Below are 24,488 nucleotides of genomic sequence, written 5' to 3' on the forward strand. Positions count from 1 at the left end.
TGGCGAATGGGTCTATGTTTACGGTGCAGTTGTGACCGCGCAGGAAAGACGGTCGATTTCCGGCTCAGCGTCAGGCGCGATGTCGCCGAGGCCAAAGCTTTCTTTGCGAAATCGATCAGGAGTCAGGAGCTCGCCCCGAAGACAGTCACGCTGGACGGTTACGCTGCGTCTCACCGCGCGGTGTGCGAAATGAAGGCGGACCAGTCTCTGCCCGCGGACACGGCGTTGCGACCACGAAGTATTTGAGCAACTTGATCGTGTAGGATCATCGCAACATCAGGTCCAGGGTCAACGCGATGCTGGGCGTCAACCGCTTCAGGGATGTGACCACTACGATATCCGGTGTCGAGTTGATGCATCGAATTCGCAAAGACCAGTTCAACCTCGCACGCTTGCACCTCAAAGATACCACTGCGCCCGCTGTTTGGAAGGTGGTCCTTTCAGCGCGACGATGCAATGGTGAGTACGCCGTTCTACGCTCGCGCCCGTCATTTTCACCACAGTCTCCGAAACACGCAAGCAGGAGCACTTTCATCGTATCGTTGTTCTTCTCAGAATTTTCATTTTTTGCAAAACAGTTTGTTAATTTATTGAGTAATTTAATATGCCATGTCTCTTGACTTTGGCGTGGATTCAGAATTAATAGAAACATCCCAATGACGCACGACGCCGGCCCGCCAGTGCGGTTCATGCGGGTTTATCAATGCGAGCAGACCTCATGAAATTGGTTGCACTTGAGAGTGATCCGAATCATCAATGGTCATTGACGCGCACGCTTCGGCAGGCCGGTTATCACTGCCGCGGCTATCAAACTGTCCACGCACTGATGGAAAGCCCTTGGGCGGAGGAAGCCGATCTTGCAATTATCGATGGGGATGGAGTACATCTCGACATGCGGCTTATTGAGCGTCTGAGGCAGAGATTCTGGTCCGATCGACCGATGCTCTTTATCGGCAGTCGAGACTACCAGTTCGGTCACATTGCCCGCGACGGGGACGGCCGTCTCGTCAGACCCATCTCCGCGAGCAGTCTTCTCAAGTGTGTCAGGGCAACTCTCGGTAGGGCGTGGGACAGATACGCGAATCTGGACACGGTGCGGTTCGGCCAATATCTGTTCGAACCGCATGGGCGTAGCGTGCTGATCAACGGCGCTCGCGTCGCATTGACGCGAAAGGAGTATTCGCTGGCCTTGCTGCTGTTTCGCAACCTCTCCCGGCCCGTTTCGCGGGTGTATATCGCGGGATGCGTATGGCGCCATGATGAACGCATCAATACTCGTACGATGACGACGCACATCTCCGCGATCCGCGCGAAGCTGCGGTTTCGGGAGAACGCTGACTACGTGCTCATACCGATCTATAACTACGGCTATAGGCTTGATCCTGCTATCCGTTATCCGCTAATGAGTGACGAGCGCAACGGAGACTCGCCAGGTCCGATGTTGACCGACGAGTGCCAAGTCGATTCCGGACTTTCGGTGGAAAGCACTTCCTAAAGCACTCGCTTTGGGAGAGCGATGGTCCTACCGGTCCGCGCTGCGGCTTCCATGGATTGCAAAAATATCTTTTCCTTTATTTTGAGTTTAAAAGTAGTTCGCTACGCCCAGAGGGCGAAGGCAGTCAGCAAACAGGAGACCCGCAGAAGATCGGATGCGTCCGCAAGGGCCGAGCGGAAATTTCTACAATCCGTTCGTGGACGTCTCTTGGAGAAAACAGACGCGTACCTGGCTCTATCGGCTCTGGTGATACCGCTGCAGTTGCAGCGTCCTTTGATAGGGTATGGAGAAGAGGTGCGGGTGAAGACCACCTTTTTTTACCACCGCCCTGATGTAATGGGGAGGCCGCACCTTTTCTAGACGGCTGTTGCAGGCCCTTCCGCAGCGGTGGTCGAGCGGGAGGGAAAAGCTTTTAAGAGAGAAATCGAAAGACAATGACAGAAACGATTTGCGGAGCGGACAGCTAGACAGGGTCTGCGTTCTTTGAGACGAAGCCGGTGGACTTCACTCTGGTCAGCTAGTCATATCGTGCGTGGCTGAATGAGGCCCACAGCTAGGCACCGCCGAGTTGTTCTATCGCCGGGATTGCGAAGTGATAGTCTTCTTAAAAATCGATAATTCGAAACGTGGTAAGCATATGAAGATTAATGCTAGTTGGAATTGAATTTCTTCCTATACTAGTGGCTTGGAAAAATTCGATACAGAGGCTCGTATGGCAAAATCGTCGAAATTATTTTGTGTGCTTGAAGATGAGCTTGATCGGGCGGCGGAGCGCCTAGGCGTTAAGTCGATCCTTATCATGAGTTCCCAGCAGCAGCACATGAAGGTAGAAGCGTCAGGCGGCCAATTCGAGTCAGTTTACACGGTCGGTGCCGAAGGGGAAAAAAGCATTGCCGGTCCAGATATTCATGAACTGTATTGCGAGCGTGTGGTCGAATCGCGTTCGGAGCTCTTCGTGCTCGATTCTCGTCAGAGCGCGGAATGGTCTGGAAATGCGGATGAAATTGAGTTCGGCCTAGTCAACTATCTGGGTTTTCCGGTGAAAAACAGGGACGGCTCGATTTACGGCACGGTTTGCGTGCTCCACGACGCTCCCCGAGACTATAGTTCAGAAGATCGGGAGAGCGTAGAAGCGATTCGCAACCGAGTGGAAAGGCTACTGATGCGGGAGGAATAACCCGCGATACTGCCTCGTATCCACGGAAGGATCCATTGACCAAATCAGAGGACTGGCCCGATGTGCAAGAAAAGGTGGCGTGGAAGGGGCGAGGCAGTTTCGCCGGAGCCGGTTGGTTAGTTTGAACTTGCAATGGCAGTCGTGCATGACCCCGCCGGTGTGCAAAACACTGGCTGATCTGAAAAGTAGGCCCAGTTCGCCAAATGGCGACCATCACACCTTAGATCACTTCAACGATGTCGACGCATCGGCGACGTTACCCTGCCATTGAATTCCTACCTCTGCGTTCGTAAAAAGCGGTCGGGCGAAAGCAGCACATACTCCACCGAAGGATTACCGCTCATTGAAAGAGTGCGTGCCTAGCAGCTGACCGTTTACGTACGATGAGACGACAATGTACTAATAAATCGTACAAGAATTGGGCCGGCCAGTCGTCAGCACGAGGGGCATGTCTTCGTTGGGCGAAAGCAACTGCGGAAGTCCGCGATCACGGCGATACACGCCAAGCTCCACTATCATTCCGACGGTAGCTGGAACAGGTGATCCTTGCCGCCTTTGCACAGTGTTTTGACTCGCCAACGCTCTTCGCCGTTCACGTCGCGACGGCCGAGAAATCGGCCCATTTTGTTATCACCCACTTCAGCAATGCGCTGCCCGGCGGATAGATCAGCTGAGTAGCGAGCGCACGTGCGATTGATGCTCTTGATCGCGGTCCAGTTCTTTCAGCATCGTTTAAATCCAAAATTTGACTGTAAGCCATCGTTCAGAGGGCTGGTAACGGACGGTACGCGGCTTGGCGCGCCGCGCGCTGATGCTAAAGCGATAGGGATTGACGGCAAGATAACCCGCCTGCACCGGCCACGCAAACATGACTTTTAGAATCACCATCGCCTGGCGCTGGCAGCCAGCGGAAGGAGGACCGCGGAACGACCGCCAAGGGGAGCGCGCGTGCTTGTGCTCGTCATTAGCCATTCATCGCGCGCCGGGCCGCGGATCGGCGAGAAATTTCAGATTGGCAAGCAGACATTCGTGGGTCAGCGAGGAAAGCGGCTTGTCAATCTGGAGCACGGATCACAGCAGCAGTCTCCCGGTGTCCTTGCGGTAGTGGTCGAAGGTAGTTTTCGTGCTGACGATTGGGGCGATGCCGGTCCTCGTGCGAGGTTGCCGTTGCTGCCATCCAACTCGGGCTAGATGTCAATGCTTCATTGGGTGAAGATGGAACAATACGACTGTCACGGCGTTCCGGCAATTGTAGAGTCATCGTGTCGGGTCCACACGCATACGACCAGATTCCCGAACTGGTCGAGCGAAGCAGACAACGCGTAGCCAATTTTTTCACGGACTTCGATGAGCGTCTGAATAGGGAGCAATACGTGGCCGGCACGGAATTCTCTGTGGTAGACATCACGACGCTGATGACGGTTGACTTCGCCACCAAAGCGTTCAAGATGACGATTCCAGCGGAATTCACCACGTTTCAGCGATGGTACGACGAGGTATCCACCCAGGCCCAGCGCCGCCGCTGAAGAGCCTTTCTTAGTGCTTGCCGCCAAAGCAAGCTTGAGCGGCCTCTGCGGGCGACAGCCCAGCTTTGAAGTAGTCCCGCAGACGGCCCACGGTCACTGTATCCAGATGATAGGAAGCGCCAATATAGTCCGCCTTGATCGCTTCATCATACCAGGCAGTCGCCCACGCTTCCAGTTGCCTCAAGTGTTCAGGCGCGAGGTAGTTTGACTCATCCATCGGCGTGATTCCAGGTAGTTTCCTAAACGTATTCGTCGCTGTTCCGACTGCCGATGTCCCTTTTACCCGGTATTCGCATAGACACGTATCGCTGGGCGCCTCGTCGCAGGAGGGACCACGTGCCACGTACCGTCATCGTGCCGGAAGAAATAAAGCGCAATCGAGCCTTCCAGTCGCAATACCGCAATGCGCACAAATCGCGTCCCGTCAGGATGTATGCGGCCGAATCGAATGACCCGAATTGGCGTTGACGAATTGGGCATCAGCCACTTATCGACCAGCAGACGCAAGGACGTTCCAGCGCACATCCGTTTCTCCGTCGACTTCATTCCGCTGATCCGCTCCGTGTTGCACGAGCGAGGGCGATAGGTTTGCCTTCCGGCCAAAGGTCATTGCTGAAGCAGGTGCGGTCCGATCTCTGAGATCGATGCGATGCCGCACAACTGCATCGTACGTACGAGTTCGTCACGCAGGATATCGAGCGCGCGTGTCGCGCCGGCTTCGCCGTCGGCACATACGCCATATAGCGTCGCGCGTCCGATTAGTACAGCCTTGGCGCCAAGTGCAAGGGCTGTGACGATATCGGAGCCCCGCCGCACGCCACCATCAATCATGACCTCGACCGAATCGCCCACCGCGGCTGCGATTGCAGGCAATGCTGCAAGAGCTGGCATGCCTGCGTCGAGCTGACGTCCGCCATGGTTCGACACGACCAACGCGTCTGCGCCGAGCGAAACGGCACGGCGGGCATCGTCGGTATGGGCGATGCCCTTGACAATCAGCTTCCCGTTCCAGCGCGCACGAATGCGTTCGAGGTCATTCCAGTTGAACGACGGGTCGTAGTTGCGGCCAACCGATGATGCGGTCGCATTGGCGTTGTTTGCGACCGAGTCGAGACCACGCAGATTCGACATCTCGGGAACGCCGTGGAGCAGCATCGCAAGCGCCCATCGTGGGCGGGAAGCGAAGTCGAGCACGTTACGGGCGGTGTAGCGAAACGGGATCGCGAAGTGGTTGCGGAAATCACGTTCACGTTTGCCACCGACCGGCAGATCGACGGTAATCACCAACGCCTCATAATTGGCCGCTTGCGCGCGTTCAATCAGCGCGTCGGTGAAAGCGCGATTGCGCAGGACGTATGCCTGAAACCATCGCCGCGAGGGCGCAGCATGCTCGGCAATGGCTTCGATGGAGGCCGTTGCGGACGTCGATAGTCCATATGGAATGTCATATCGCGCGGCTGATCGCGCGATCGCGATGTCGCCACCGCGCCAACCGAATCCCACCGCGCCCGTAGGTGCGATGGCAAGAGGCAGGGCGCTTCGCTTGCCGAGAAGCGTTGTGTCGACCGATACGCGGCTGACATCCCGCAGTACTCGAGGCACCAGATGATGCTGGCTGAACGCTGCGCGGTTGCCGGCCAGCGTCAGTTCCTCCTCTGCGCCGCCGTCGAAAAAGTCAAAGACGGCGCGTGGCAGCCGGCGCTTCGCTAAAGCTCGTAACTCGTCGATCGAATGTGCGCGCGCACTCGCCCTCACATGACCTCCGCAAAGACCTTGTCGGCGATGACCTGGCAGCGCTTGATCAGACGGTGTTCGTCCGGACGGTAGTCGGCAACTGCATTGTGAATAGTGCCAATGTTATCCCACATTAGTACGTCGCCTACGCTCCACGGATGCTTGTAGCGGTACTTGTCCTGCACTTGATGCTTGAAGAGATAGTCAAGAATCTCTCCGCTTTCATCCTCGGGCATCCCATTGACGCGCATCGCGTAGCCGGGGTTCGCATAAAGCACGCGGCGTTTCGTGATTGGATGCGTGAGGAAGACAGGGTGCGATACCGGTGGCTTAGCCGCGCGTTGTTCCGCGGTGAGCGGTGGGCGGCTACTGCCTTTCTCGCGTCGCATCATTTCCCAAAATTTGTTGAAATCGTGTTCGATGGTCTTGTCATTCAGAAGTGTTTTCAGATATGTCGGCAAATCGTCATAGGCGGCATGCATGTTGCAGAACTCTGTGTTTCCGAGCGGACGCCCGTCGCGAAACGGAACTTCTATGCCGTACAGAATGTTCGTAAAGGCAATCGTGCGGCTGTACGACATGTCCGTGTGCCAACTCTGTCCGGCATCGGCCAGCCCGATCGGCTTGCCGTCGCGAACGATGTTCGACAGCACCATCACTTCGGGAATCCCCGGCTCCTGAAAACTGTTTGCGACGTTGATTTCGAGCGTGCCGAAGTGTTCGGCGAACCGCTTCAGTTGCGCGGCTTCGAGCTGCTGGCGCGGGTACCACAACACACCATGTTTTCCCAACGCGTGTTTCAACGCCGCGAACGACGCGTCCGAAAGCGGCTGACCCAGGTCGAAATCCTCGACCATCGCGCCTAGTGCATGAGGGCTTGGAGTGATTTTCACGATTGTTTTCCTTATGCGATGGAAATTGGCTCAAGAGGCGCCGGAGAACTGGAACACCGGTGTCGGCACCAGCTCCGCGATTCGCCAGCCGTGCTGCGCCGTGTGGCGAAAGCGTGTGATAACGTGATCGAGCCGAAAGGGCCGTTCGATGTTCACGGGCCCGTCATGCTCGCTACCATCGTCGAATCGATACGCCGTCATGTATGACTCGGTGCTGCATTCGTCCACGGTCGATTCGACGATAAACGTGTTGGTGATTACATGCGCGACGCGTTGTGTCGCCGGCCGTGCGTGCATAGTCGCGAGTAGCGCGTCATGGCCGATCAGCCATTGCCCTTGACGATGCCAGCGCAGGTCATCGCAAGTCACGGCAAGCAACCCGTCGTAATCGAAGCGATCGAGGCAACGGTAAAAACGATGTTGCGTCTGCACTAGTAGTGTGAGCGTCGTGGGCGTAATTGCTGTGGAATCAAGGTTTGCGGACATGAGTTGTCTCCAGTAAATGAGTGTTGAATCGGTCATCTTCTGGTGGGAATTCTAGGGTTGCCCGTAGAGTGCCGAAAGGGGGGCGGCAGAGAACAGCCTGTTTCCAAAACGGGAACAACCCCGGAGCGCAACAAGACAACAGCGGAAACCTAAGGGATAACCCCGTGTGTCGCACAGAGCCTAAGCATGGCGCAGGCTTTTCAAATTCGGCTCATCTCCGTGTTTCCAGAATGAGAACAACTTGTTTCCACGCTTTCTCTTTGAGTCGCGTGATCTCGGCACTAGGATTCGAATCCAGAAGCGTGACTTTCGACGCATCACGAGCCACTTGAAAACGGCCTTGCTGACCCGGCGGAGACGGCACACATGTGATGCTGCCGCCTATTTTTCGTAAGAGCTTGTATGGATCGTCTACGATGTATCGAGGTGTTCATCGAAGTGGCTCACGCTGCGAGCTTCTCCGTCGCTGCGCAACGGCTTGCGATGTCGAAGGGTAATGTCACCAAGCATGTCGCGTGGCTGGAGCAAAACCTGGGCATGCAGCTGCTGTCGCGGACGACAAAGAGCGTCAGCTTGACCGAAGCCGGGATGACGTTGCTGGAAACCGGGCAGACGTTGCTCGAGCAAATGTCAGACATGGAGGGGCGTCTCAGGAATTCGGTCGGCGGTACGCGGGGTGTATTGCGTGTCGGAACGCAACCTTCGTTTGGCGCGTATCACTTGGTACCCGTGGTAACCGCGTTTGCCGAAAGCCATCCGGACGTCCAAGTCCTGCTCAAGCTGGATGACGGCAGCGCGGATCTGGTCAGCGAACGCCTGGACCTGACGATTCGCATCGCGCCGGAGCTAAAGGACACAAGCTATGTCGCGATAAAGCTCGCCCGCGTGCCGCAGTATCTCGTTGCCTCTCCTAGGTACCTGTCGCAGCGGGGCATGCCGGCGAGCATCGACGATCTCGACAAGCACGACTGCTTGGTGAACACGAGGAAGTCGTCCAACGGGCTATGGATTTTCGAGAGCACAAACGGCCCACGCACTGTTCGGCCCGAGGGTTCGGTTCGAGCGAACTTTGGTGAGCCGCTGTTACATGCGGCACGTCTTGGGCACGGCATTTCAATGCATCCGCTCTACATGATCGATGATGATCTGGCGAGCGGCGAACTGGTGATCGTATTGCCGGAGTCCACGCCGATCGGCTTGGACATCTATGCGATGTATCCGAGCCGCCGCCATTTGCCATCACGGGTGCGCACATTCATCGATTTTCTGCGCGAACAGATCGGTGGACGGCAGAACTGGTCGGAAACTCGATCGTACGTTCAGCAAGCGAACGCGTCGCAGGAAAGGATTCACTAGGAACACGGTCAAGCAACACATTGCTTCATATAGCGCTATCGAATGCGGAAGAATAATAATTCGGATACCGATGCAAATATCGGACGAATGGAATATTAGTTCTTCGGTTCGTTAAGCGAAATCATTTGATTAGGAAGAGCATATGAGACACGATTCAAAAAAACCTACCCTAGCTATCACAGGCGCAGCTAGCGGCATCGGCGAGGCATGCGCACGGCTTGCGTATGAACAGGGATGGCGCATCGTCATCCTTGATCGGGACGTTGAGGCAGGGCAGAAGGTCGCCAATGAACTGAGCGGCGTGTTCTACGAATTAGATTTGCTTCGCGTCGACGAGTTGCGAACGCTGGCTGCGCGCATCGACACCGAGATTGGACCGGTTTACGGCGTCATTAATTCCGCCGGGATTTCACAACCAACGGATTCGCCGGACGAGTTATCGCTGGAGACCTGGGACGCCGTGCAGCAAACTCATCTGCGTGGGATGTATCTAAGTTGCGCCGCTTTTGGTACGGCGATGGCGAAGCGGGGCGGTGGAACCATCGTCAACATTTCATCGGTGGCCGGAATGCGCTCGGCCCCATTGTATTCATATGCGCCGGCGAAAGCGGCAATTATCTCGTTGACTGCTTGTCTGGCCGCCGAGTGGGGAAGGGACGGTGTGCGCGTCAACTGTGTATCGCCAGGATTTACCCGCACGGCGAGAGTAGAACGCCGTCTCAAGCTTGGCGAGCGTGACCCGCATGTGTACAGCAATTCGGCTATGGGCCGCATGGTAGAACCTGACGAAGTCGCTGACGCTTGCCTGTTTCTGTTGTCGGATGCTGCCTCGGCGATTACCGGAGTTAATTTACCGGTGGACTGCGGCTGGCTGGTCAGTAGTTCGTGGGACAACTTTGGAGGCCGGCACCGCGTCGCCACTAAGACAGACGCGCCGGCAGGGGGCGATCGGACCGCGACGCAGCACTCATAGCATATGGGACGCGTTTTCTCCCCAAATCAGTAGATTGCGTGAAATTACCGCCAGGTCGCCGCTAGTTCGACCTTCCGGAATCCGTTCATTTTGTGACACGTATGGAAAGAGTAGAAATGGAATATCAACAGCGAACACGTGTATCCGCGCTTGCGCCTGACTCAAAGACCCGACGATTTGCCGTCATCGGCGCGGGCGCGGCGGGTCTTTGCTGCGCCAAAAATCTGATCCAGGCTGGTTTTGAGGATGTGACGATTTTCGAGATCGGCAGTCAGATTGGTGGTGTCTGGTGTTACCGAAACGACAACGAGCGGTCTTCCGCGTATCGAACCCTCCATATCAATTCGGCCAAAAATCTCACTAATTTCAGCGATTTCCCTTTCCGTGAAGACGTGCAGATGTTTCCCGACCATCGGGATATGCACAAATACCTGGTCGACTATGCGGCCCATTTCGATCTGACGCGGCGTATTCGGTTCAATACGACCATCGTCGATGTCCGGCCGGCCGGATGCTATCGTGCGGAAGCACCACTCTGGGAAGTCGAAACTGAACATGGGGAGATCACGACGTTTGACCGCGTCATGGTGGCCAGCGGCCACTTGTCGTTGCCAATGCATGTCAATGAATTTCGTGAAAAATTCTCGGGCACTTACATTCATTCGCATTACTATCGGGAGCCGGAGCCATTCGTTGGCCAGCGCATATGTGTTGTGGGCGTTGGCAATAGCGCCTGTGACATTGCCAGCGACGTTTGCGTCAACTCGCAACGCACCGTAATGGTCGCACGCTCCGGCGTGATGATCGTGCCGAAGCTAATTTTCGGACGTCCGTTCACCGACTTTACGATCAAACTCGAACGAAAATGGGTTCCGAACTGGCTGCGCAGTCGCATTACATCGACACTGGTCCGCCTGTTCCACGGCCGTATGACCGATCTTGGCTTTAAGGCGCTGGCCCAACGGGCTCACACAACCAGCAGCGCGGTCCTCGTCCAGCACATCGTCTACGACCGGATTAATGTCAAGCAGGGCATTGAGCGGATTGAAGGGAACCGCATTCACTTCGTAGACGGATCTAATGACGAGTTCGACGTGCTGATCGCCGCCACTGGCTATCAGATTGAGCTGCCTTTTATTTCCGAATCGATTGTGCCGATCAAGGACAATGCGGTGGACCTTTACCAGCGGATCGTACCTCCTGGCTGGGATGGCCTGTACTTCATTGGCATGCTTAATACCACCACCTCGCTTCCCAATGCCTTCGAACACCAGATGCGTTGGATCTTGCCGTTTGAACTGGGGCAAGCGACGCTTCCGACGGTCAACGAAATGCACGCTGCTATTGAGGCGAAGAAGGATTTCATCAAGCGATATTACAAAGCTTCGCTTCGGCACACCATCGAGGAGCCACATCTTATCTACTTCCGGGAGTTGCGCAAATCGCTAAAGGAGGCGAAACATCGCGCACGCCGCGCTCCTCAACATCCCGTACGCGGCGCGGCAGGCGCGTTGCTTCGCGAGGATGCGCTTTCCGGCAATCGCATCAGCAACTCCCAACACCCATGATGAAACAGTTAGTCTCGCATCGACGTGGCTTGCGGACCCACATCGTCAGTCAGTTCTTGATGGAGCGCAGTATATGAACAGGATCGCTGTTGTCACCGGAGCGGCATCAGGTATCGGCCAGGCTGCCGCGCAACGCTTGCTCAGCGCGCAGTGGACCGTCATCATGCTGGACGTCGCATTCGACGCCGGCATGACAGCACTCAATGACCACTCCTACACGCTGCGTTGCGATGTCGCGGACCGCGCATCGATCGATTCGGCGTTCTCGCAGATTACCGATCGTTTCGGCGCACCAGATGCTCTGGTCTGTTCGGCGGGTGTATTGCGAATCGGTGCGCTCGCCGACATGGACCCCACCGACTTCGACACGCTTTACACGGTAAACACGCGCGGCGCATGGCTTTGCGCGCGTGCCGCGATCCAGGCGATGCGAATGCAGCGAAGCGACGCGCTACGCCGGATTGTGTTCGTCGGCTCAATCTCGGGAATTCGGCCAAAAGTAGGAAATGGGGCATATGGCGCACAAAAGGCGGCGCTGCACATTTTGACGGGTGTACTAGCGGCTGAACTCGGTGGGGAGGGCATTCTCGTCAACGCTGTGGCACCCGGCACTGTCGATACTCCGATGATCCGCGCGAATAGCGATCCTGGCCGCACTGGTAGATATCGACCGTCGGGCACATCACCACTCGGCCGGGTCGCAACACCCGAGGACGTGGCCGCGGTGATCGAGTTCTATCTAGGTGAACAGTCGAACTACGTAACGGGCACCGTGATTCCCGTGGACGGTGGTACCCGCGGGGCTTTTATTCCCGCGTCTGCGTGAACACCGGCTAACAGAGACAATCATGAAGATCGCACGCTACCAGCACGCCAATCTTATCGGATTCGGCTTTGTCGACGAAGACCGCATCGTCGGCATTACTCCCGGGCCGAAAATCTCGGCTGCGACTGACCCGTTTGCCGCACTGCTTGCTGCATTAGCGAATCACGTGACGCCGGAAGCGGCTGGTTGGGTCCGCACTGGCGAACCGCCTTTGCCGATCGAAAAGGTGCGCCTGCTTGCGCCGGTCGCGCGACCCGGAAAGATTATAGGCGTGGGTCGAAACTATGTGGACCATGCAAACGAAATGGCAGTTGAATTGCCTGATGTGCCAAAGATCTTTTTCAAATGGCCAGGATCGGTAATTGGACATGGCGCGGACATTCACCATACGTCTGCAATCCGCCAGCTCGATTACGAAGTGGAAATCGCGGTAGTGATCGGCAAGACAGCCCGTAATGTCTCGCGCAGCGAAGCGGCGCGACATATCGCTGGCCTGACGATCGTCAACGATGTCAGCGAACGCAAGATACAGATGATGCCAAAGTCGGGCTCGACGAGTCTCGCAAAGAGTCTCGACACGTTTTGCCCAATGGGCCCATGGCTCGTTACGCTCGACGAAGTAGGCTCTCTTGACGACATCGTCCTTGAATGCCGCGTGAACGACGAACTCGTACAGCGCGGCCGCTCCGGTCAGATGATTTTCCCGATTCCTGTCCTGATCGAGTACTTGAGCCAATACTTCACGTTGGAACCGGGCGATGTCATAGCGACGGGCACGCCGTCTGGCGTTGGCATGTTCCGCGACCCGCCGCGCTGGCTGAAGCCCGGCGATCGGATTCGCATGGACGTTGCGGGTATAGGAACACTCCTGAATCGCGTGGTGGCGGTGTGATTCACGGCTATGGTCGAAGAGGCAGCCTGGTGGCGCCTCCACCAACGGCCCCGTTAGCGGCCGTTCTTGATCCTTCGGCCCGGTTAGCATCGGATTGGTGAGAAAGCCGATGCGCGGGTAAGGTGGGAAAAGACGACGCCGGACAACGTCGGAGTTTAAAGATACGTTATACGAAATAAGCGATATGAACCATAGAGCACTCTAAAAAGTCGTTCATTAGCGGCTGACGCCGAAGAACACAAACCAAGGAGACATAGATGGATGCAAAAAAGGAATATGGCAGACCGTCGCTGTGGCGTGTATGCACGGCGGCTGTGGCGGGTTCCGCGATTGAAGGATTTGACTTTATCGCGTATGGCACGGCGTCGGCGCTCGTATTCGGCAAGGTATTTTTCGCGAATCTCGATCCTGCGACGGCAACCATTGCGTCGTTTGGCACCTTTGCGAGCGGACTGCTTGCACGCCCCCTCGGTGGGCTGATCTTCGGACACTACGGAGACCGCATCGGGCGCAAGACGATGCTGTCGATCACGTTGATCATGATGGGCCTGTCCACGGGCATGATCGGCCTCGTCCCGAGCTATGCCTCGATTGGCGTCTGGGCCCCGATACTCCTTGTGCTGATGCGCTTGCTGCAGGGTCTCGCTTTCGGTGGTGAATTTGGAGGGGCCATCCTGCTCGCGGTCGAACATGCGCCTCCGAAGTTGAAGGGTTTTCTCGGTGCTTTGCCGCTCGCGGGGTCTCCGGTAGGGTTGCTGATGTCAGCAACATCGTTCGCGATTGTCACGCGGCTTCCGGAGAGCGATTTTCTCGCCTGGGGATGGCGTCTGCCCTTCGTTGCGAGCGTTTTGTTGGTGATCGGCGGCTACTACATTCGACAATCGATACCGGAGACGCCGGATTTTGTGGTCGTTCAGGAGCGAAACAAGACCGCAAGGATTCCTGCGCTCGACGTTCTGCGCGCTCATTGGAAGCTTCTGTTGCTGAGCGTCGGCAATAAGATCGGCGAAGTCACGATCTACTACACCGCATCTGTCTTCCTGATCTCCTATGCACCACGGCTGGGTATCAGCAAAAGCGATACGCTTGAAGCACTGATGATCGGGGCGGCATGTCAACTTGTCGGCATGCTAGTTGCCGGCTGGCTCTGTTCGACGGTCGGCGCGCGCAATGTTTCGAGGATGGGTGGCATCGCCGTCGCTGTGTGCATTTCCGCGATCATCGCTCTGGCAGAACTGCGAGCGCCGCTCTATTTGACGCTCGCGATCTCGATTGCGCTCGGGCTTGTGCATCCTTTGATGTATGCACCCGAAGCGGCGCTTTACAGCGCCCAGTTCCCTGCAGAATTGCGCTATTCGGGAATTTCGTTAGGTATTCAGATCGGAGCGGCGATTGGCGGCGGCATTGTGCCAATCATCGCAACCAAACTGACCGAACACTACGGAAATATGACGTCGGTGGCTATCTACGTGGGCGCGACAGGATTACTCGGGTCGCTGTGCGCTCATCTGATGTTGCCCACGGACGTGGATATTGCCACTTCGCAGCGGATGGTGTCTGAAAACCGCCGGAGGGTAACGTGACGAGTAGCATCGTCATTCTGGAAAGGCCATTTATTCAGAGGAGCTGTGATGAACCGTATTGATGATTTCGTGGTGAACCCTGACCAGATCACCTATATCGGTCACGACCTGAGCCGGCCCGAATGCATCATTGCAGAACGCGACGGCACGTTGTGGATTGCCGACAACCGTGGCGCGATGACCCACATTGATGCGCAAACCGGTGCTCAACGCTTAATTGGCCCGAACGAGGGAGTGCCAAACGGCATTGCGATGAGGGCCAGCGGCGACTTCGTCGTGGCCGATATCGGCGCAGGCAATCTATACCGGATCGATCGTAGTGGCGCCAAGACGATCCTTCTGGACGGCCTGGACGGCAAGAGGCTCGGTGCGGTGAATTTCGTTTACGTAGACAGCAAGGATCGGCTTTGGGTAACCGTCTCGACGGTGACCGAGCCGCGTTCCGATGCGCTCAAGGCGGCGATTCCTGATGGATATATTCTTTTGATCGACGGCGGGGATGTGCGTCGGGTTGCCGATGGACTCCGGTTCACCAATGAGGTAAGAATTGACGCCCTCGGAGAATTTCTGTACGTGGCCGAAACCATGGCCGGCGGAATCACCCGTTATCGGCTGAACGCCGACGGGTCGCTCGATGGAAGAGAGCCCTTTGGTCCAATGCCGTTCTTCGAAGGCGCGATGGTTGACGGAATAGCGTTCGATGCGCACAACAACCTCTGGGTGACAGAAGTGACGCGCAATCAGATCGTCGTGCTGAAGCCAGACGGCACGGCGTTGACAGTGTTTGATGATCCGGCCGGCTCAACGATTGAATTCCCGACCAGCGTGACGTTCGGCGGAGAAGATCTGCAGACCGTCTATGTCGGTTCACTGAAAATGAACCGGATAGCAAGTTTTCGTTCACCCGTCGCTGGCGCGCCGATGCGGCACTGGGTTGGATGATTGAGACGCAACGAAGAAGGTTAGTCAGAGAGGTGTCGGGATGGCGGCGGGCCGCTGCATGATGGGCACTCCATCGGGCTGTCGCCAGACCGAAGTATTTGTTTGTTCGGTCATACAGCGGAAATTCTGAATTTTGACGTGTGTGAGGTGGCGAGGCATGCGCCGACAAGATCGGCGGATTTTATATAATATATTAGGAGAACTCAGGATGGAGACAAGAAAAATGATAGCGCCTTTGTGTTGCACGGCTCTCGGAATGCTCTCGAGCACCGTGCATGCGCAGAGCAGTGTCACGTTGTATGGTCTCATTGACGAAGGGATCGTGTATCAGAGCAATACAGGCGGCGCGAATGGCGGGAAAAGGATTTTTCTCGACTCGACAAGCGGTCTCACAGGAAGTCGCTGGGGATTGAAAGGCGATGAAGATCTTGGTTCAGGGTTGCACGCAATTTTCACGCTCGAGTCGGGGGTGAATCTGAATAGCGGGGCACTTGCTCAAGGCGGAGATTTATTCGGTCGGCAGATTTTCGTCGGACTGAAAAGCGACCAAGCCGGCAGCCTTACGTTTGGGCGGCAATACGACATGGTTTTTTACTTTATTGCATTCTTGCGGAACAGCGGAGCGATTGGTACCTCCCTCTTCGCACCGCCGGGCGATCTCGCCAACACAGCCGACTCGGTTCGGGTCAACAACGCGATACGCTATATGAGCCCGACCTATCGCGGCTTCTCTTACGGTGCCGAGTATAGCGTCGGCGGCGCGCCCGGAAATACTACAGCGAATAGTGGATATTCGTTGGGGGCGAAATATGAGGGTGGACCGTTATCGATCGGCGCGGCGTTCCAATATTTTAAGAATCCCACTTCGTCCACGGCCGGATCGGGCCTGTTCACCGACAACCCAAACGGAGCTTCCCAACTCGCCAATTCACTGAATAAGGGCTACGCAAGCGCGAGCGCCTACCAAGTGGCTATCGTTCGTGCGACTTACGCGATCGGCCCGGTTAGCCTGGTAACGTCGTTTGCGAATATCCAGTATGCAAACCTGGGCGGCGCTCTCGCGGGCGGGACGGCTCGATTCAATGACTTTGATTCGGGCGCGACATACACGTACAGTCCCTTCCTGTTTTTTACCGTCGGCTATGACTACCTTACAAGCAAAGGCGTTACCGGTGCGAACGGACAAACGGTCGGGAATCAACACTACCATCAGATCAGTTTGCTAGCGGATCAATTTCTATCCAAGCGTACCGATATCTATGTCGAAGCCGCCTGGCAGCATGCGTCCGGGACGTCCTCGACCGGCGCCCCTGCGGTTGCCGATGTCGTGAATCTAGGTGATTCATCGAACAACCATCAGTTTGTCGTCCGCGCTGTGTTGCGACACGCTTTCTGAGTCAGCGGGGAATGCGGCAGGCCCGTGATCGTTTCAGCAAGTTCGTTTCCATCTTGAGAACAGTATGTTTCGTTCGATCACGGGCATCTTGTTTCCGGATCACCCTAAGATAAGTCGAAGTCTATTGCGACAGAGAACATTCGTTGATCTGTCGGAAGCCTCAACATTGCTGGGAAAAAAAGGATAACTAGGCATGTCAACTAAGGAAACACTCGACAACGATCGGCATTTCAAAGCAAGTGTGCAGGAGACTCGATGAACTACACCAAGGTCCGAGGCGCCTGGAAGTCGGATGCGTCAGCCTTCTGGGCAAATGCGGCTGGGCACGTGCATTGGACGAGCCCATGGGACGATGTGTTCTTGACCCAGCCGGGGAACCGTTTTTCGTGGTTCGACGGCGCGCGCACCAACGCGAGCTACAATTGCCTGGATCGGCATCTGGAGGCTGGCCGTGGCGAACAGACAGCCATCGCTTTCGAGAGTCCCGTGACCGGCACCGCGCAAACGATCACATACGCCGCACTGACGGATCAGGTGGCGAAATTCGCATGCGTGTTGCAAAGCTATGGCGTGGGTCTTGGCGATATCGTTGTCATTTATATGCCTGTCATACCGCAAGCAATCGTGGCTATGCTTGCGTGCGCACGCATTGGGGCAACGCACTGCGTGGTGTTCGGAGGCTTTGCGGCCAAAGAGTTGGCCGCGCGGCTGGGCGATACACGTCCGACGGCAATCGTCACGACATCGTTCGGGTTTGAGGGTGAACGCCGCATACCGTACAAGAAGACGGTCGACGAAGCGGTCGGGCTTGCGGCGTGGGAAGGGTCGATTATCGTGTACCAGCGCGAAATCGAATCTGTCACACTGAAGCCGGACGACATCGACTGGGATACAGCCATGCGCGGCGCGCATGTGGTCAACCCCGTTTCCGTTCCATCGGGGCATCCGCTTTACATCCTGCATACCTCTGGCACCACCGGTGCGCCGAAGGGTATCGTCCGGGACACAGGTGGCTACATGACAGCGCTCGCCTGGTCCATGAACAACATCTACAAATGCCTACCAGGTGACGTGTTCTGGGCGGCCTCGGACATAGGCTGGGTCGTCGGGCACTCTTACATGGTGTATGGTCCTCTACTCAATGGATGCACCACTGTACTATACGAAGGGAAACCCGTCGGCACGCCGGATCCTGCATCGTTCTGGCGGGTGATTGCCAAGCACAGCGTGAATGTCCTGTTTACCGCGCCGACTGCGTTGCGCGCGATAAAGAAAGAAGATCCGGACGGCACGTTCCTTTGGGAGTCTTGCGTGGGCAAGCGGCGGTGGCATCACGACATCAGTAGCTTGCGGTCGGTTTTTCTCGCAGGAGAGCGCTGTGATACGCCGACGGTGACCTGGGCAGAAAACATGCTGGGTGTGCCGGCAATCGATCATTGGTGGCAGACTGAGGCCGGTTGGGCGATTGCCGCTTCGACACTGGAAGAGGATGCGTGTGGGGACCGACGTAGAGGCGCAGCGGGTCGCGCGATGCCGGGATGGGACGTGCGTTGTATCGACGACGATGGCAATGAAGTTCCTGCAGGCGTCTCGGGTAACATCGTTTGCGGGCTGCCTTTGCCTCCAGGCGTCATGACGGGCATCTGGAACGCTCACTCGCGTTACGAAAGCTCCTACTTCAAGCGGTTTGCGGGTTGGTACGACACGGGTGACGCCGGGTACATCGACGCGGATGGTTTTATCTATGTCATGGGACGCACCGACGATGTTATTAACGTTGCCGGGCACCGTTTTTCGACGGGTGCGATTGAGGAGGTTATAGCGAGACTTTCGCCGGTAGCGGAATGTGCCGTCGTGGGCATGTCCGATCCGCTCAAGGGACAGGTACCTGTGGTATTTATGGTCCTCAAGGACCACGTCAGTACTGATCGTGCAGAGATTGAGTTGGCAGCACTGCAGACTGTTCGGAAACACGTCGGCGCGGTAGCAGCCGTACGGGCCGCGTTTGTGGTCAAGCGTTTGCCGAAGACGCGCTCGGGAAAGATCCTCAGACGGTCGCTGCTTCAAATCGTTGACGGCAAAGCCGTCTCCATTCCGCCCACAATCGACAATCCCGAGGCGTTGTCTGAAATTGAAGAACTCCTGAACAGCCGGGGAATAAAGGGTGAATCGTTGTTTGACGAGCCACATTATCCCTCCGCGTAGCGCTGTAAGGTGACGAGGAGCGATTCTCGCGGGTTGCGAATTACGGGCGGAAGATAAGCGGGCGGTCCTCGAGATCGAGCGTCAGCGCACGCGTCCATAAGGACCTCGATTCCGCGGCGTGCAGGGCGGAACTGGGCGAGACCCCGTGTCGGGAGGAAAATCCAGTCGCTGGAGGTTCAGCTAGGGGACGCGCGTCATCGCAGAGGCGTCGTGGAGGAGAATCTGGAAGCGCTTCGAAGTTCGAATGCGGCATACGTCAAGGAACTCGACGCGCTGATCCTCCTTCTGGGTGTCACTTGCGGGATGCGAATCAGCGAAATTGCACGTATTGAAGTCGCTGATGTATTTGCCAAATCGGGAGCACGTTGCGAGGGGTCAACTTGCGAGGCTCGATCACCAAGGGCTGTCATCCTCGTTGTATCTACCTGTCACACGCGCGCACATCGATGCGTTCGGCAGCTATATCGAATGGCGCTACCAACCCGACGCGGGCGCGGCTCTTAATCGGCGCGAGTTTCGCGGCCTCGTGCCTCGCACTTGGTTGACACCTGAGTATGTCAGCAATGGACAAAGCGCTGTGCTTGGAAATCAAGCTGCTAGCAGATGCCGACTTGTCCATTGATACCGCCGTTGCAATGGACAAAGTGCGGTGTCTTGTCCATCGTTCGGCCTCCTGTTTCGTGCGCCTTTGAATACGATCATAGGTCGCAGTCGCACATCCAGCGGCACCCAGCTGTCGCAGTCCACGACTACCGAATAGTCTTCTGAGACGGGGGGGCGATTTTCAACAGCAGCCGTTCCGTGCAAGGTGACGTTGTCCACGAAGCCGCGATCTGCGGCGGAGCGATCATCCGTTCGGCATAGGACCGGGTTCGGCGTCGGCTCGAAGTTCCAGATGCGGTCGATGACGTTCGGGCTCGATTACACCGTTATGTTCGGCGTGAACAGTTTCCAGCAGCAAGTCCGGCTGTCGTTTTTAGCACCGTTCTGAGCCGCGCGGCCAAGCCTGCCGGCGCGGGGTGTTTCCGGAGACTGGCTGTGGCGACGCGCACGGCCCAACATGGCGATGCGAGGCGCGACGGCCATCCGGAGTCGCCTGCTCCGTTTGCCCCTGGCGCCGTCAAGAACGGTCGTGGTCGGACGGTTACATATAGGTGCGGCGTTGGGGAAATGTGCAAGACTGGGTGGGCCTGCCGGTTGCTGACTCCAAATAGTCATAGTGACCTCGTTTTCAGCGGTGAGCTACGTTCGAAGGCGAGAGGGGGAAGTCGGAAGTGATTCAGTCGCGTAGCCGAGTCAACTCACGCCGTTGGACCTCCAGTTAATCGCCACGAAAGGCGTGCGGTTTCATCCACGCGCCAAATGAGTGTCCACGAACATTGGCAGAGAATCATCCTGATGTATTCGAGCCTTCGGTATCAAGAGGAGGCGGAAATCCGTTCGAGATATCGAACATGGCTCTATGTTTGCCCAGGTGAATCCGGGAACGGGCACATACACGTTGACCAGCTTGATCGGTCTGGTCGCTCGTTCACTCGAACAGAGCGCTATTGATGGCGTCCGTCGGGTTGTGCGCGCACCTACGTTAGCACAACTTCTTGCCTCAACAAAAACGGTCAACATGGTTCGTCAATGCCATCTCTTCTCTTCAGCCTGATAGCCCGAGACGTTCATAGTCGCGGAAAATCGCACCGGATCAATCATTTCTTGAAGAGTCTCAATAGTCAGCCAAATCAAGCAGCAATCGTCGACGGCCGTCTTGCAATATTTCGTCGGCCAGTTCGGGATTAGCGTCGGCTATTGCACGCGACAGCACTAAAGTTCCCGCCAATTGACTTAAGAGTGCGATAGCCCTTTTTCTGCATTCTTTTATATTGATGCCGGCAAACGCGTCGGTGAGGCGATCAAGATTCAGCGCGATTCCCTCCGCGTAGACCTGGCGCGCCTCCGTGTTCAGCCGCCGGGCGTCGCCGGCGAAGGTGGATACAGGGCAGCCGGATTCGACGTCGCTCCGGTGATCGGGGGACAGGTACCAATCGATCTGGCGCTTGATGGGATCCATCCCGTTTGCCTTGGATTCTTCGATATCCTCAAGTAATCGATCTATACCGTTCTTCATGGCGTTGTTCATCACAGCTGTCACTAAGGCATTTTTTGACTCGAAATGGTTGTAGAAGCAACCCTGGGTGAAGCCTGCGGCCTTCGTGATCTCAGCCAGTCCGACCGCGTCCACGCCCCGTTCGCGGAAGAGCTTCTCCGCGGCAGTAGTGATCGATTGCCGATTCTTAATGGCTTGCTGCTTTGAGACACCCATGAACTGTTCTCCTTGCTGTTTTACTTGCCCGCGCATCGCTTCGTGCCATATTCCCACAAAACAATGGCGAATGCCATTGACATTGATGTGCGACGCAGTCATCATTGAGCTGACGATGGCGATGGCCATCGTGATGCGCTTGCGACGAAAGTATGCAGAAGGGTGATGCGTTGATACGCGAAACGGTGAATGAGATCACTGTGCGCAATTTACGAACTTGGCAATACTGACGGCGGCGGACAGCACTCGCGCGGTCCATGGATTAGGGGCGGTATGTCCTTGCGCGCAGTCGTCCCGAGGGCCTAGTTTGATAGCGCGGCACCCAAGCGCGCCATTGCATGTAGTGCTACTGAGGTATAGCTCATGTCAAAGACCACACCCGAAGAAAACAAGACGCTTGTGCTGGAAGCATTTGATACCCTCTTCAACAAACGGGATTACGAGGCAGCCGCTCGTTTCTGGTCAGATACTTACATTCAGCACAGTGCGCATATCGAACCGGGCCGTGATGGGCTCCTGGGATTGATTCGTAGCCTCCCCGACACCCTACGATATGAGCACGGGTTGATCGTCGCGGAAGATGACTACGTCATCGTCCATGGTCGATTTTCAGGTATTGGCCGTCCGACATCGTGGATTGCCACCGATATAGTCAGGATCGAAAACGGCCTCTTGGCCGAACACTGGGATGTGCTTCAAGATGAAGCGACGCAGCCGGAATCCAAGAGCGGACTGCCGATGTTCGGGGACCGCTTCCCTGCTTGATGTGCGTGATGCATGCGACGTGACTACTAGCATGAAATACACATTTTTGATTACCAATCGGAGTATTAGCTATGGGTAAGTTGCAAGGAAAAATTGCTGTAATTACAGGCGGTTCCACGGGTATTGGTTTGGCGACCGCACAGCTCTTCGTGAAGGAAGGCGCCTATGTCTTCATTACTGGTCGCCGTCAGACGGAGTTGGACGAGGCCGTAGAAACAATTGGCCACAACGTCACCGGCATTCAAGGTGATGTTGCCAACTTTAACGACCTAGATAGGCTCTACGGTGCCGTCGCAAAGAAAGGTCGAATCGACATTGTTTTTGCTAACGCAGGTTACGGAGCGTTTGCCTCATTGGAGGGGATGACCGAAGAGCACTTCGATGGGCTTTTTAACACGAACGTGAAAGGTGCGCTGTTCACAGTGCAAAAGGCGTTGCCTCTACTCAATGACGGTGCGTCCATCATCCTCACTGGTTCGGTTGCGAGCGTAAAAGGCACGCCCAATTTTTGGGTTTACGCAGCCACGAAGGCTGCTATACGCAGTTTCGTCAGGGCGTGGACCGTTGAGCTGAAGGACCGTCGCATTCGTTCAAATGTCCTTAGCCCGGGTCCGACCGAAACACCAGCGGTGGGGCAGCAACCTGCGGATGCAATTGCGCGGATTGTGTCTACCATCCCGATGGGTCGGATGGGAACGCCCGAAGAAATAGCCAAGGCTGCCCTGTTTCTCGCCTCCGATGATTCTAGTTTCGTAACGGGTATCGAACTGTTTGTTGACGGTGGGCGAGCGCAGATCTAACTAGCGGCATGCACTCAATCACTAAGGTTCGTTGAGGCTTCAATTTTTAGGGCGTACGGATGCGACAGTCTATTAATTCGCATTCGCTGTCCTTCTGGTTAGCTGGGATAGAGGTGGCCTCGAGAATTCGGACAGTTCGTTGAGTGGAAAAGCTGGGGTCCGAGTCGGCCATAATGGCTGGCAAAGAGGAACCCAGAAAAATGACGAAACGGAATCGACGTGCGCACTCCCAGGCGTTCAAGGCGAAGGTGGCGCTGGCGGCCCTGAAGGGCGACAAGACGCTGGCGGAGTTGGCGCAGCAGTTCGAAGTGCACCCGAACCAGATAACGGACTGGAAGAAGCAATTGCAGGAACGCGTTGCCGAAGTATTCGAGACGGGCAAGACATCGGCCGAGCCGCCGGTCGATGTGAAGGTGTTGCACGCGAAGATCGGGCAGCTGACACTGGAGAATGATTTTTTGGAAGGCGCGCTCAGCAAGGCGGGATTGCTGAGCGTAAAGCGATGATTGATCACGACCACGCGCTGCCGATGAGCCGGCAGGTCCGGCTGGTGGGCATCGCCCGTTCAAGCGCTTATTACGAGCCGCGCCCGGTCAGCGAGGCGGATCTGAAACTGATGCGCCGACTCGATGAGCTGCATCTGGAGTTTCCGTTCGCCGGTGCGCGGATGCTGGTTCGCCTGCTCAAACGTGAAAATATCCAGGTCGGGCGCAAACATGTTGGCACCCTGATGAAGCGCATGGGCATCGAGGCGCTGTACTGCAAGCCGAACACGAGCCGCCGTCATGCGAAGCACAAGATCTGGCCGTATCTGTTGCGGAGCATGACGATCAACCGGGCAAACCAGGTATGGGCACTGGACACGAGCTACATCCCGATGGCGCGCGGCTTCGTCTATCTGACGGCCGTGGTGGACTGGGCCAGCCGAAAGGTACTGTCCCACCGGGTGGCGATCACGATGGAGGCGATGCACGCTGTCGAGGCGTTGGAGGAAGCGTTCGCGAAATACGGGCAACCTGAGATCGTCAACACCGACCAGGGCAGCCAGTTCACGGCGACAGACTTCACCGAGGCGGTACTAAGCCGGGGCATCCGCCTGTCCATGGACGGCAAAGGTGCCTGGCGCGACAACGTGTTCGTCGAGCGCGTGTGGCGCAGCGTCAAATACGAAGAGGTGTATCTGAAAGCCTATGAAACCGTCAGCCACGCCCGCCGTTCGATTGGCGATTATCTGAACCTTTACAACCAAAAACGGCCCCATTCGAGCCTGGCAGATCGGACCCCGGATGAGGCATACTTCGCGATGCTGCCAGCGATCAAATCGGCAGCTTGATTACCCCGGTGCTTCCACTTATAAACTCGAACTGACTGTCCGAACCAACGGCGCCACCTCTGATTCCAAATGTTCGAAACTTGCATAACCAATTTTCGCTAGGTGGCGTGTCTCGGGACGAAACACTCGTCACATACCATCATCGTGCTTGAAGAAGAAAGCGCAACCGTGCCTTCCGGCCGCATTGCCTCAACGCATACATAACGCCGCTCGTCGGAGCGCGC

The 24,488-nt window shown here is 56.3% G+C and carries 20 protein-coding genes and 1 pseudogene; 16 read left to right on the plus strand and 5 right to left on the minus strand.

All coding sequences use genetic code 11. From position 1 onward, the window contains the following. From BM438_RS47170 to BM438_RS42990, 4 genes and pseudogenes are all read left to right on the plus strand, one after another. A pseudogene (locus BM438_RS47170) lies at positions 1 to 449 on the plus strand (DDE-type integrase/transposase/recombinase); the annotation flags it as partial. 269 nt (positions 450 to 718) lie between these two features. Beyond that, positions 719 to 1,495: a response regulator transcription factor gene (locus tag BM438_RS42975; RefSeq protein WP_167378551.1), complete on the plus strand. Its 777-nt coding sequence runs from the start codon at positions 719 to 721 to the stop codon at positions 1,493 to 1,495. 712 nt (positions 1,496 to 2,207) lie between these two features. Beyond that, positions 2,208 to 2,672 carry a GAF domain-containing protein gene (locus BM438_RS42985; RefSeq protein ID WP_093647383.1) on the plus strand — a complete coding sequence of 155 codons (465 nt, stop codon included), beginning with the start codon at positions 2,208 to 2,210 and terminating at the stop codon, positions 2,670 to 2,672. Between the two features lie 1,262 nt (positions 2,673 to 3,934). Beyond that, the gene (locus BM438_RS42990; protein WP_244179605.1) at positions 3,935 to 4,198 is read left to right on the plus strand and encodes a glutathione binding-like protein; all 264 of its coding nucleotides are present in this window, start codon (positions 3,935 to 3,937) and stop codon (positions 4,196 to 4,198) included. Positions 4,199 to 4,208: 10 nt separating this feature from the next. On the opposite strand, the gene BM438_RS42995 is transcribed toward BM438_RS42990, so the two are convergent. The 4 genes from BM438_RS42995 to BM438_RS43015 form a co-directional block, all read right to left on the minus strand. Beyond that, positions 4,209 to 4,415, minus strand: a complete 207-nt coding sequence (locus BM438_RS42995) for a hypothetical protein (RefSeq protein ID WP_093647388.1) — start codon at positions 4,413 to 4,415, stop codon at positions 4,209 to 4,211. Positions 4,416 to 4,804: 389 nt separating this feature from the next. Next, complete coding sequence (locus tag BM438_RS43005) at positions 4,805 to 5,953, minus strand: alpha-hydroxy acid oxidase (RefSeq protein WP_093647392.1); 1,149 nt, start codon at positions 5,951 to 5,953, stop codon at positions 4,805 to 4,807. Further along, a complete protein-coding gene (locus BM438_RS43010) occupies positions 5,950 to 6,825 on the minus strand; it encodes a TauD/TfdA dioxygenase family protein (protein ID WP_093647394.1) in 876 nt (291 codons plus the stop codon). Before BM438_RS43010 ends, BM438_RS43005 begins: the two co-directional genes overlap by 4 nt. A 30-nt stretch (positions 6,826 to 6,855) precedes the next feature. Continuing rightward, positions 6,856 to 7,311 (minus strand): nuclear transport factor 2 family protein, encoded by a 456-nt coding sequence (locus BM438_RS43015; protein ID WP_093647397.1) that lies wholly within the window; start codon positions 7,309 to 7,311, stop codon positions 6,856 to 6,858. Between the two features lie 402 nt (positions 7,312 to 7,713). Between BM438_RS43015 and BM438_RS43020 the strand changes: the two genes are divergently transcribed. From BM438_RS43020 to BM438_RS43060, 9 genes are all read left to right on the plus strand, one after another. After that, positions 7,714 to 8,667, plus strand: coding sequence for a LysR family transcriptional regulator (locus tag BM438_RS43020; RefSeq protein WP_093647399.1), 954 nt, complete (start codon positions 7,714 to 7,716; stop codon positions 8,665 to 8,667). Between the two features lie 142 nt (positions 8,668 to 8,809). Next, positions 8,810 to 9,640 (plus strand): SDR family NAD(P)-dependent oxidoreductase, encoded by an 831-nt coding sequence (locus BM438_RS43025; protein ID WP_093647401.1) that lies wholly within the window; start codon positions 8,810 to 8,812, stop codon positions 9,638 to 9,640. A gap of 116 nt (positions 9,641 to 9,756) precedes the next feature. Further along, a complete protein-coding gene (locus BM438_RS43030) occupies positions 9,757 to 11,208 on the plus strand; it encodes a flavin-containing monooxygenase (RefSeq protein WP_167378552.1) in 1,452 nt (483 codons plus the stop codon). A gap of 73 nt (positions 11,209 to 11,281) precedes the next feature. Beyond that, positions 11,282 to 12,034 (plus strand): SDR family NAD(P)-dependent oxidoreductase, encoded by a 753-nt coding sequence (locus BM438_RS43035; RefSeq protein ID WP_167378553.1) that lies wholly within the window; start codon positions 11,282 to 11,284, stop codon positions 12,032 to 12,034. Positions 12,035 to 12,056: 22 nt separating this feature from the next. Next, positions 12,057 to 12,926, plus strand: a complete 870-nt coding sequence (locus BM438_RS43040; protein ID WP_093647407.1) for a fumarylacetoacetate hydrolase family protein — start codon at positions 12,057 to 12,059, stop codon at positions 12,924 to 12,926. A gap of 257 nt (positions 12,927 to 13,183) precedes the next feature. Continuing rightward, positions 13,184 to 14,509: an MFS transporter gene (locus tag BM438_RS43045; RefSeq protein WP_093647409.1), complete on the plus strand. Its 1,326-nt coding sequence runs from the start codon at positions 13,184 to 13,186 to the stop codon at positions 14,507 to 14,509. Between the two features lie 48 nt (positions 14,510 to 14,557). Next, positions 14,558 to 15,451, plus strand: coding sequence for an SMP-30/gluconolactonase/LRE family protein (locus tag BM438_RS43050; RefSeq protein ID WP_093647411.1), 894 nt, complete (start codon positions 14,558 to 14,560; stop codon positions 15,449 to 15,451). Between the two features lie 208 nt (positions 15,452 to 15,659). Further along, positions 15,660 to 16,847, plus strand: a complete 1,188-nt coding sequence (locus BM438_RS43055) for a porin (protein ID WP_093647413.1) — start codon at positions 15,660 to 15,662, stop codon at positions 16,845 to 16,847. Positions 16,848 to 17,102: 255 nt separating this feature from the next. After that, positions 17,103 to 19,052 (plus strand): AMP-binding protein, encoded by a 1,950-nt coding sequence (locus BM438_RS43060; RefSeq protein ID WP_093647415.1) that lies wholly within the window; start codon positions 17,103 to 17,105, stop codon positions 19,050 to 19,052. A gap of 1,717 nt (positions 19,053 to 20,769) precedes the next feature. Here BM438_RS43060 and BM438_RS43070 read toward each other — a convergent pair. Continuing rightward, complete coding sequence (locus tag BM438_RS43070) at positions 20,770 to 21,366, minus strand: TetR/AcrR family transcriptional regulator (RefSeq protein WP_093647437.1); 597 nt, start codon at positions 21,364 to 21,366, stop codon at positions 20,770 to 20,772. Positions 21,367 to 21,729: 363 nt separating this feature from the next. Between BM438_RS43070 and BM438_RS43075 the strand changes: the two genes are divergently transcribed. The 3 genes from BM438_RS43075 to BM438_RS43085 all read left to right on the plus strand — a co-directional run bounded on the left by BM438_RS43075 (position 21,730) and on the right by BM438_RS43085 (position 24,264). Beyond that, positions 21,730 to 22,131, plus strand: a complete 402-nt coding sequence (locus tag BM438_RS43075; protein WP_093647419.1) for a nuclear transport factor 2 family protein — start codon at positions 21,730 to 21,732, stop codon at positions 22,129 to 22,131. A 71-nt stretch (positions 22,132 to 22,202) separates the two neighbouring features. Further along, positions 22,203 to 22,931 carry an SDR family oxidoreductase gene (locus BM438_RS43080; RefSeq protein WP_093647422.1) on the plus strand — a complete coding sequence of 243 codons (729 nt, stop codon included), beginning with the start codon at positions 22,203 to 22,205 and terminating at the stop codon, positions 22,929 to 22,931. 200 nt (positions 22,932 to 23,131) lie between these two features. After that, positions 23,132 to 24,264 (plus strand): IS3 family transposase gene (locus tag BM438_RS43085; protein ID WP_093647424.1). Its coding sequence is split into 2 segments (ribosomal slippage): positions 23,132 to 23,393 and positions 23,393 to 24,264, totalling 1,134 coding nucleotides; the frame shifts between segments, so codons are not numbered across the junction. The last annotated feature ends 224 nt before the right edge of the window (positions 24,265 to 24,488 follow it).

This window comes from Paraburkholderia aspalathi (assembly GCF_900116445.1).
GTDB classification, from domain to species: Bacteria; Pseudomonadota; Gammaproteobacteria; order Burkholderiales; family Burkholderiaceae; genus Paraburkholderia; species Paraburkholderia aspalathi.

Coding starts and splice junctions, on each gene's coding strand:
- BM438_RS42975 (WP_167378551.1), top strand. CDS start 719: ATGAAATTGGTTGCACTTGAGAGTGATCCGAATCATCAATGGTCATTG.
- BM438_RS42985 (WP_093647383.1), top strand. CDS start 2,208: ATGGCAAAATCGTCGAAATTATTTTGTGTGCTTGAAGATGAGCTTGAT.
- BM438_RS42995 (WP_093647388.1), bottom strand. CDS start 4,415: ATGGATGAGTCAAACTACCTCGCGCCTGAACACTTGAGGCAACTGGAA.
- BM438_RS43015 (WP_093647397.1), bottom strand. CDS start 7,311: ATGTCCGCAAACCTTGATTCCACAGCAATTACGCCCACGACGCTCACA.
- BM438_RS43020 (WP_093647399.1), top strand. CDS start 7,714: ATGGATCGTCTACGATGTATCGAGGTGTTCATCGAAGTGGCTCACGCT.
- BM438_RS43025 (WP_093647401.1), top strand. CDS start 8,810: ATGAGACACGATTCAAAAAAACCTACCCTAGCTATCACAGGCGCAGCT.
- BM438_RS43030 (WP_167378552.1), top strand. CDS start 9,757: ATGGAATATCAACAGCGAACACGTGTATCCGCGCTTGCGCCTGACTCA.
- BM438_RS43035 (WP_167378553.1), top strand. CDS start 11,282: ATGAACAGGATCGCTGTTGTCACCGGAGCGGCATCAGGTATCGGCCAG.
- BM438_RS43040 (WP_093647407.1), top strand. CDS start 12,057: ATGAAGATCGCACGCTACCAGCACGCCAATCTTATCGGATTCGGCTTT.
- BM438_RS43045 (WP_093647409.1), top strand. CDS start 13,184: ATGGATGCAAAAAAGGAATATGGCAGACCGTCGCTGTGGCGTGTATGC.
- BM438_RS43050 (WP_093647411.1), top strand. CDS start 14,558: ATGAACCGTATTGATGATTTCGTGGTGAACCCTGACCAGATCACCTAT.
- BM438_RS43055 (WP_093647413.1), top strand. CDS start 15,660: ATGGAGACAAGAAAAATGATAGCGCCTTTGTGTTGCACGGCTCTCGGA.
- BM438_RS43060 (WP_093647415.1), top strand. CDS start 17,103: ATGAACTACACCAAGGTCCGAGGCGCCTGGAAGTCGGATGCGTCAGCC.
- BM438_RS43070 (WP_093647437.1), bottom strand. CDS start 21,366: ATGGGTGTCTCAAAGCAGCAAGCCATTAAGAATCGGCAATCGATCACT.
- BM438_RS43075 (WP_093647419.1), top strand. CDS start 21,730: ATGTCAAAGACCACACCCGAAGAAAACAAGACGCTTGTGCTGGAAGCA.
- BM438_RS43080 (WP_093647422.1), top strand. CDS start 22,203: ATGGGTAAGTTGCAAGGAAAAATTGCTGTAATTACAGGCGGTTCCACG.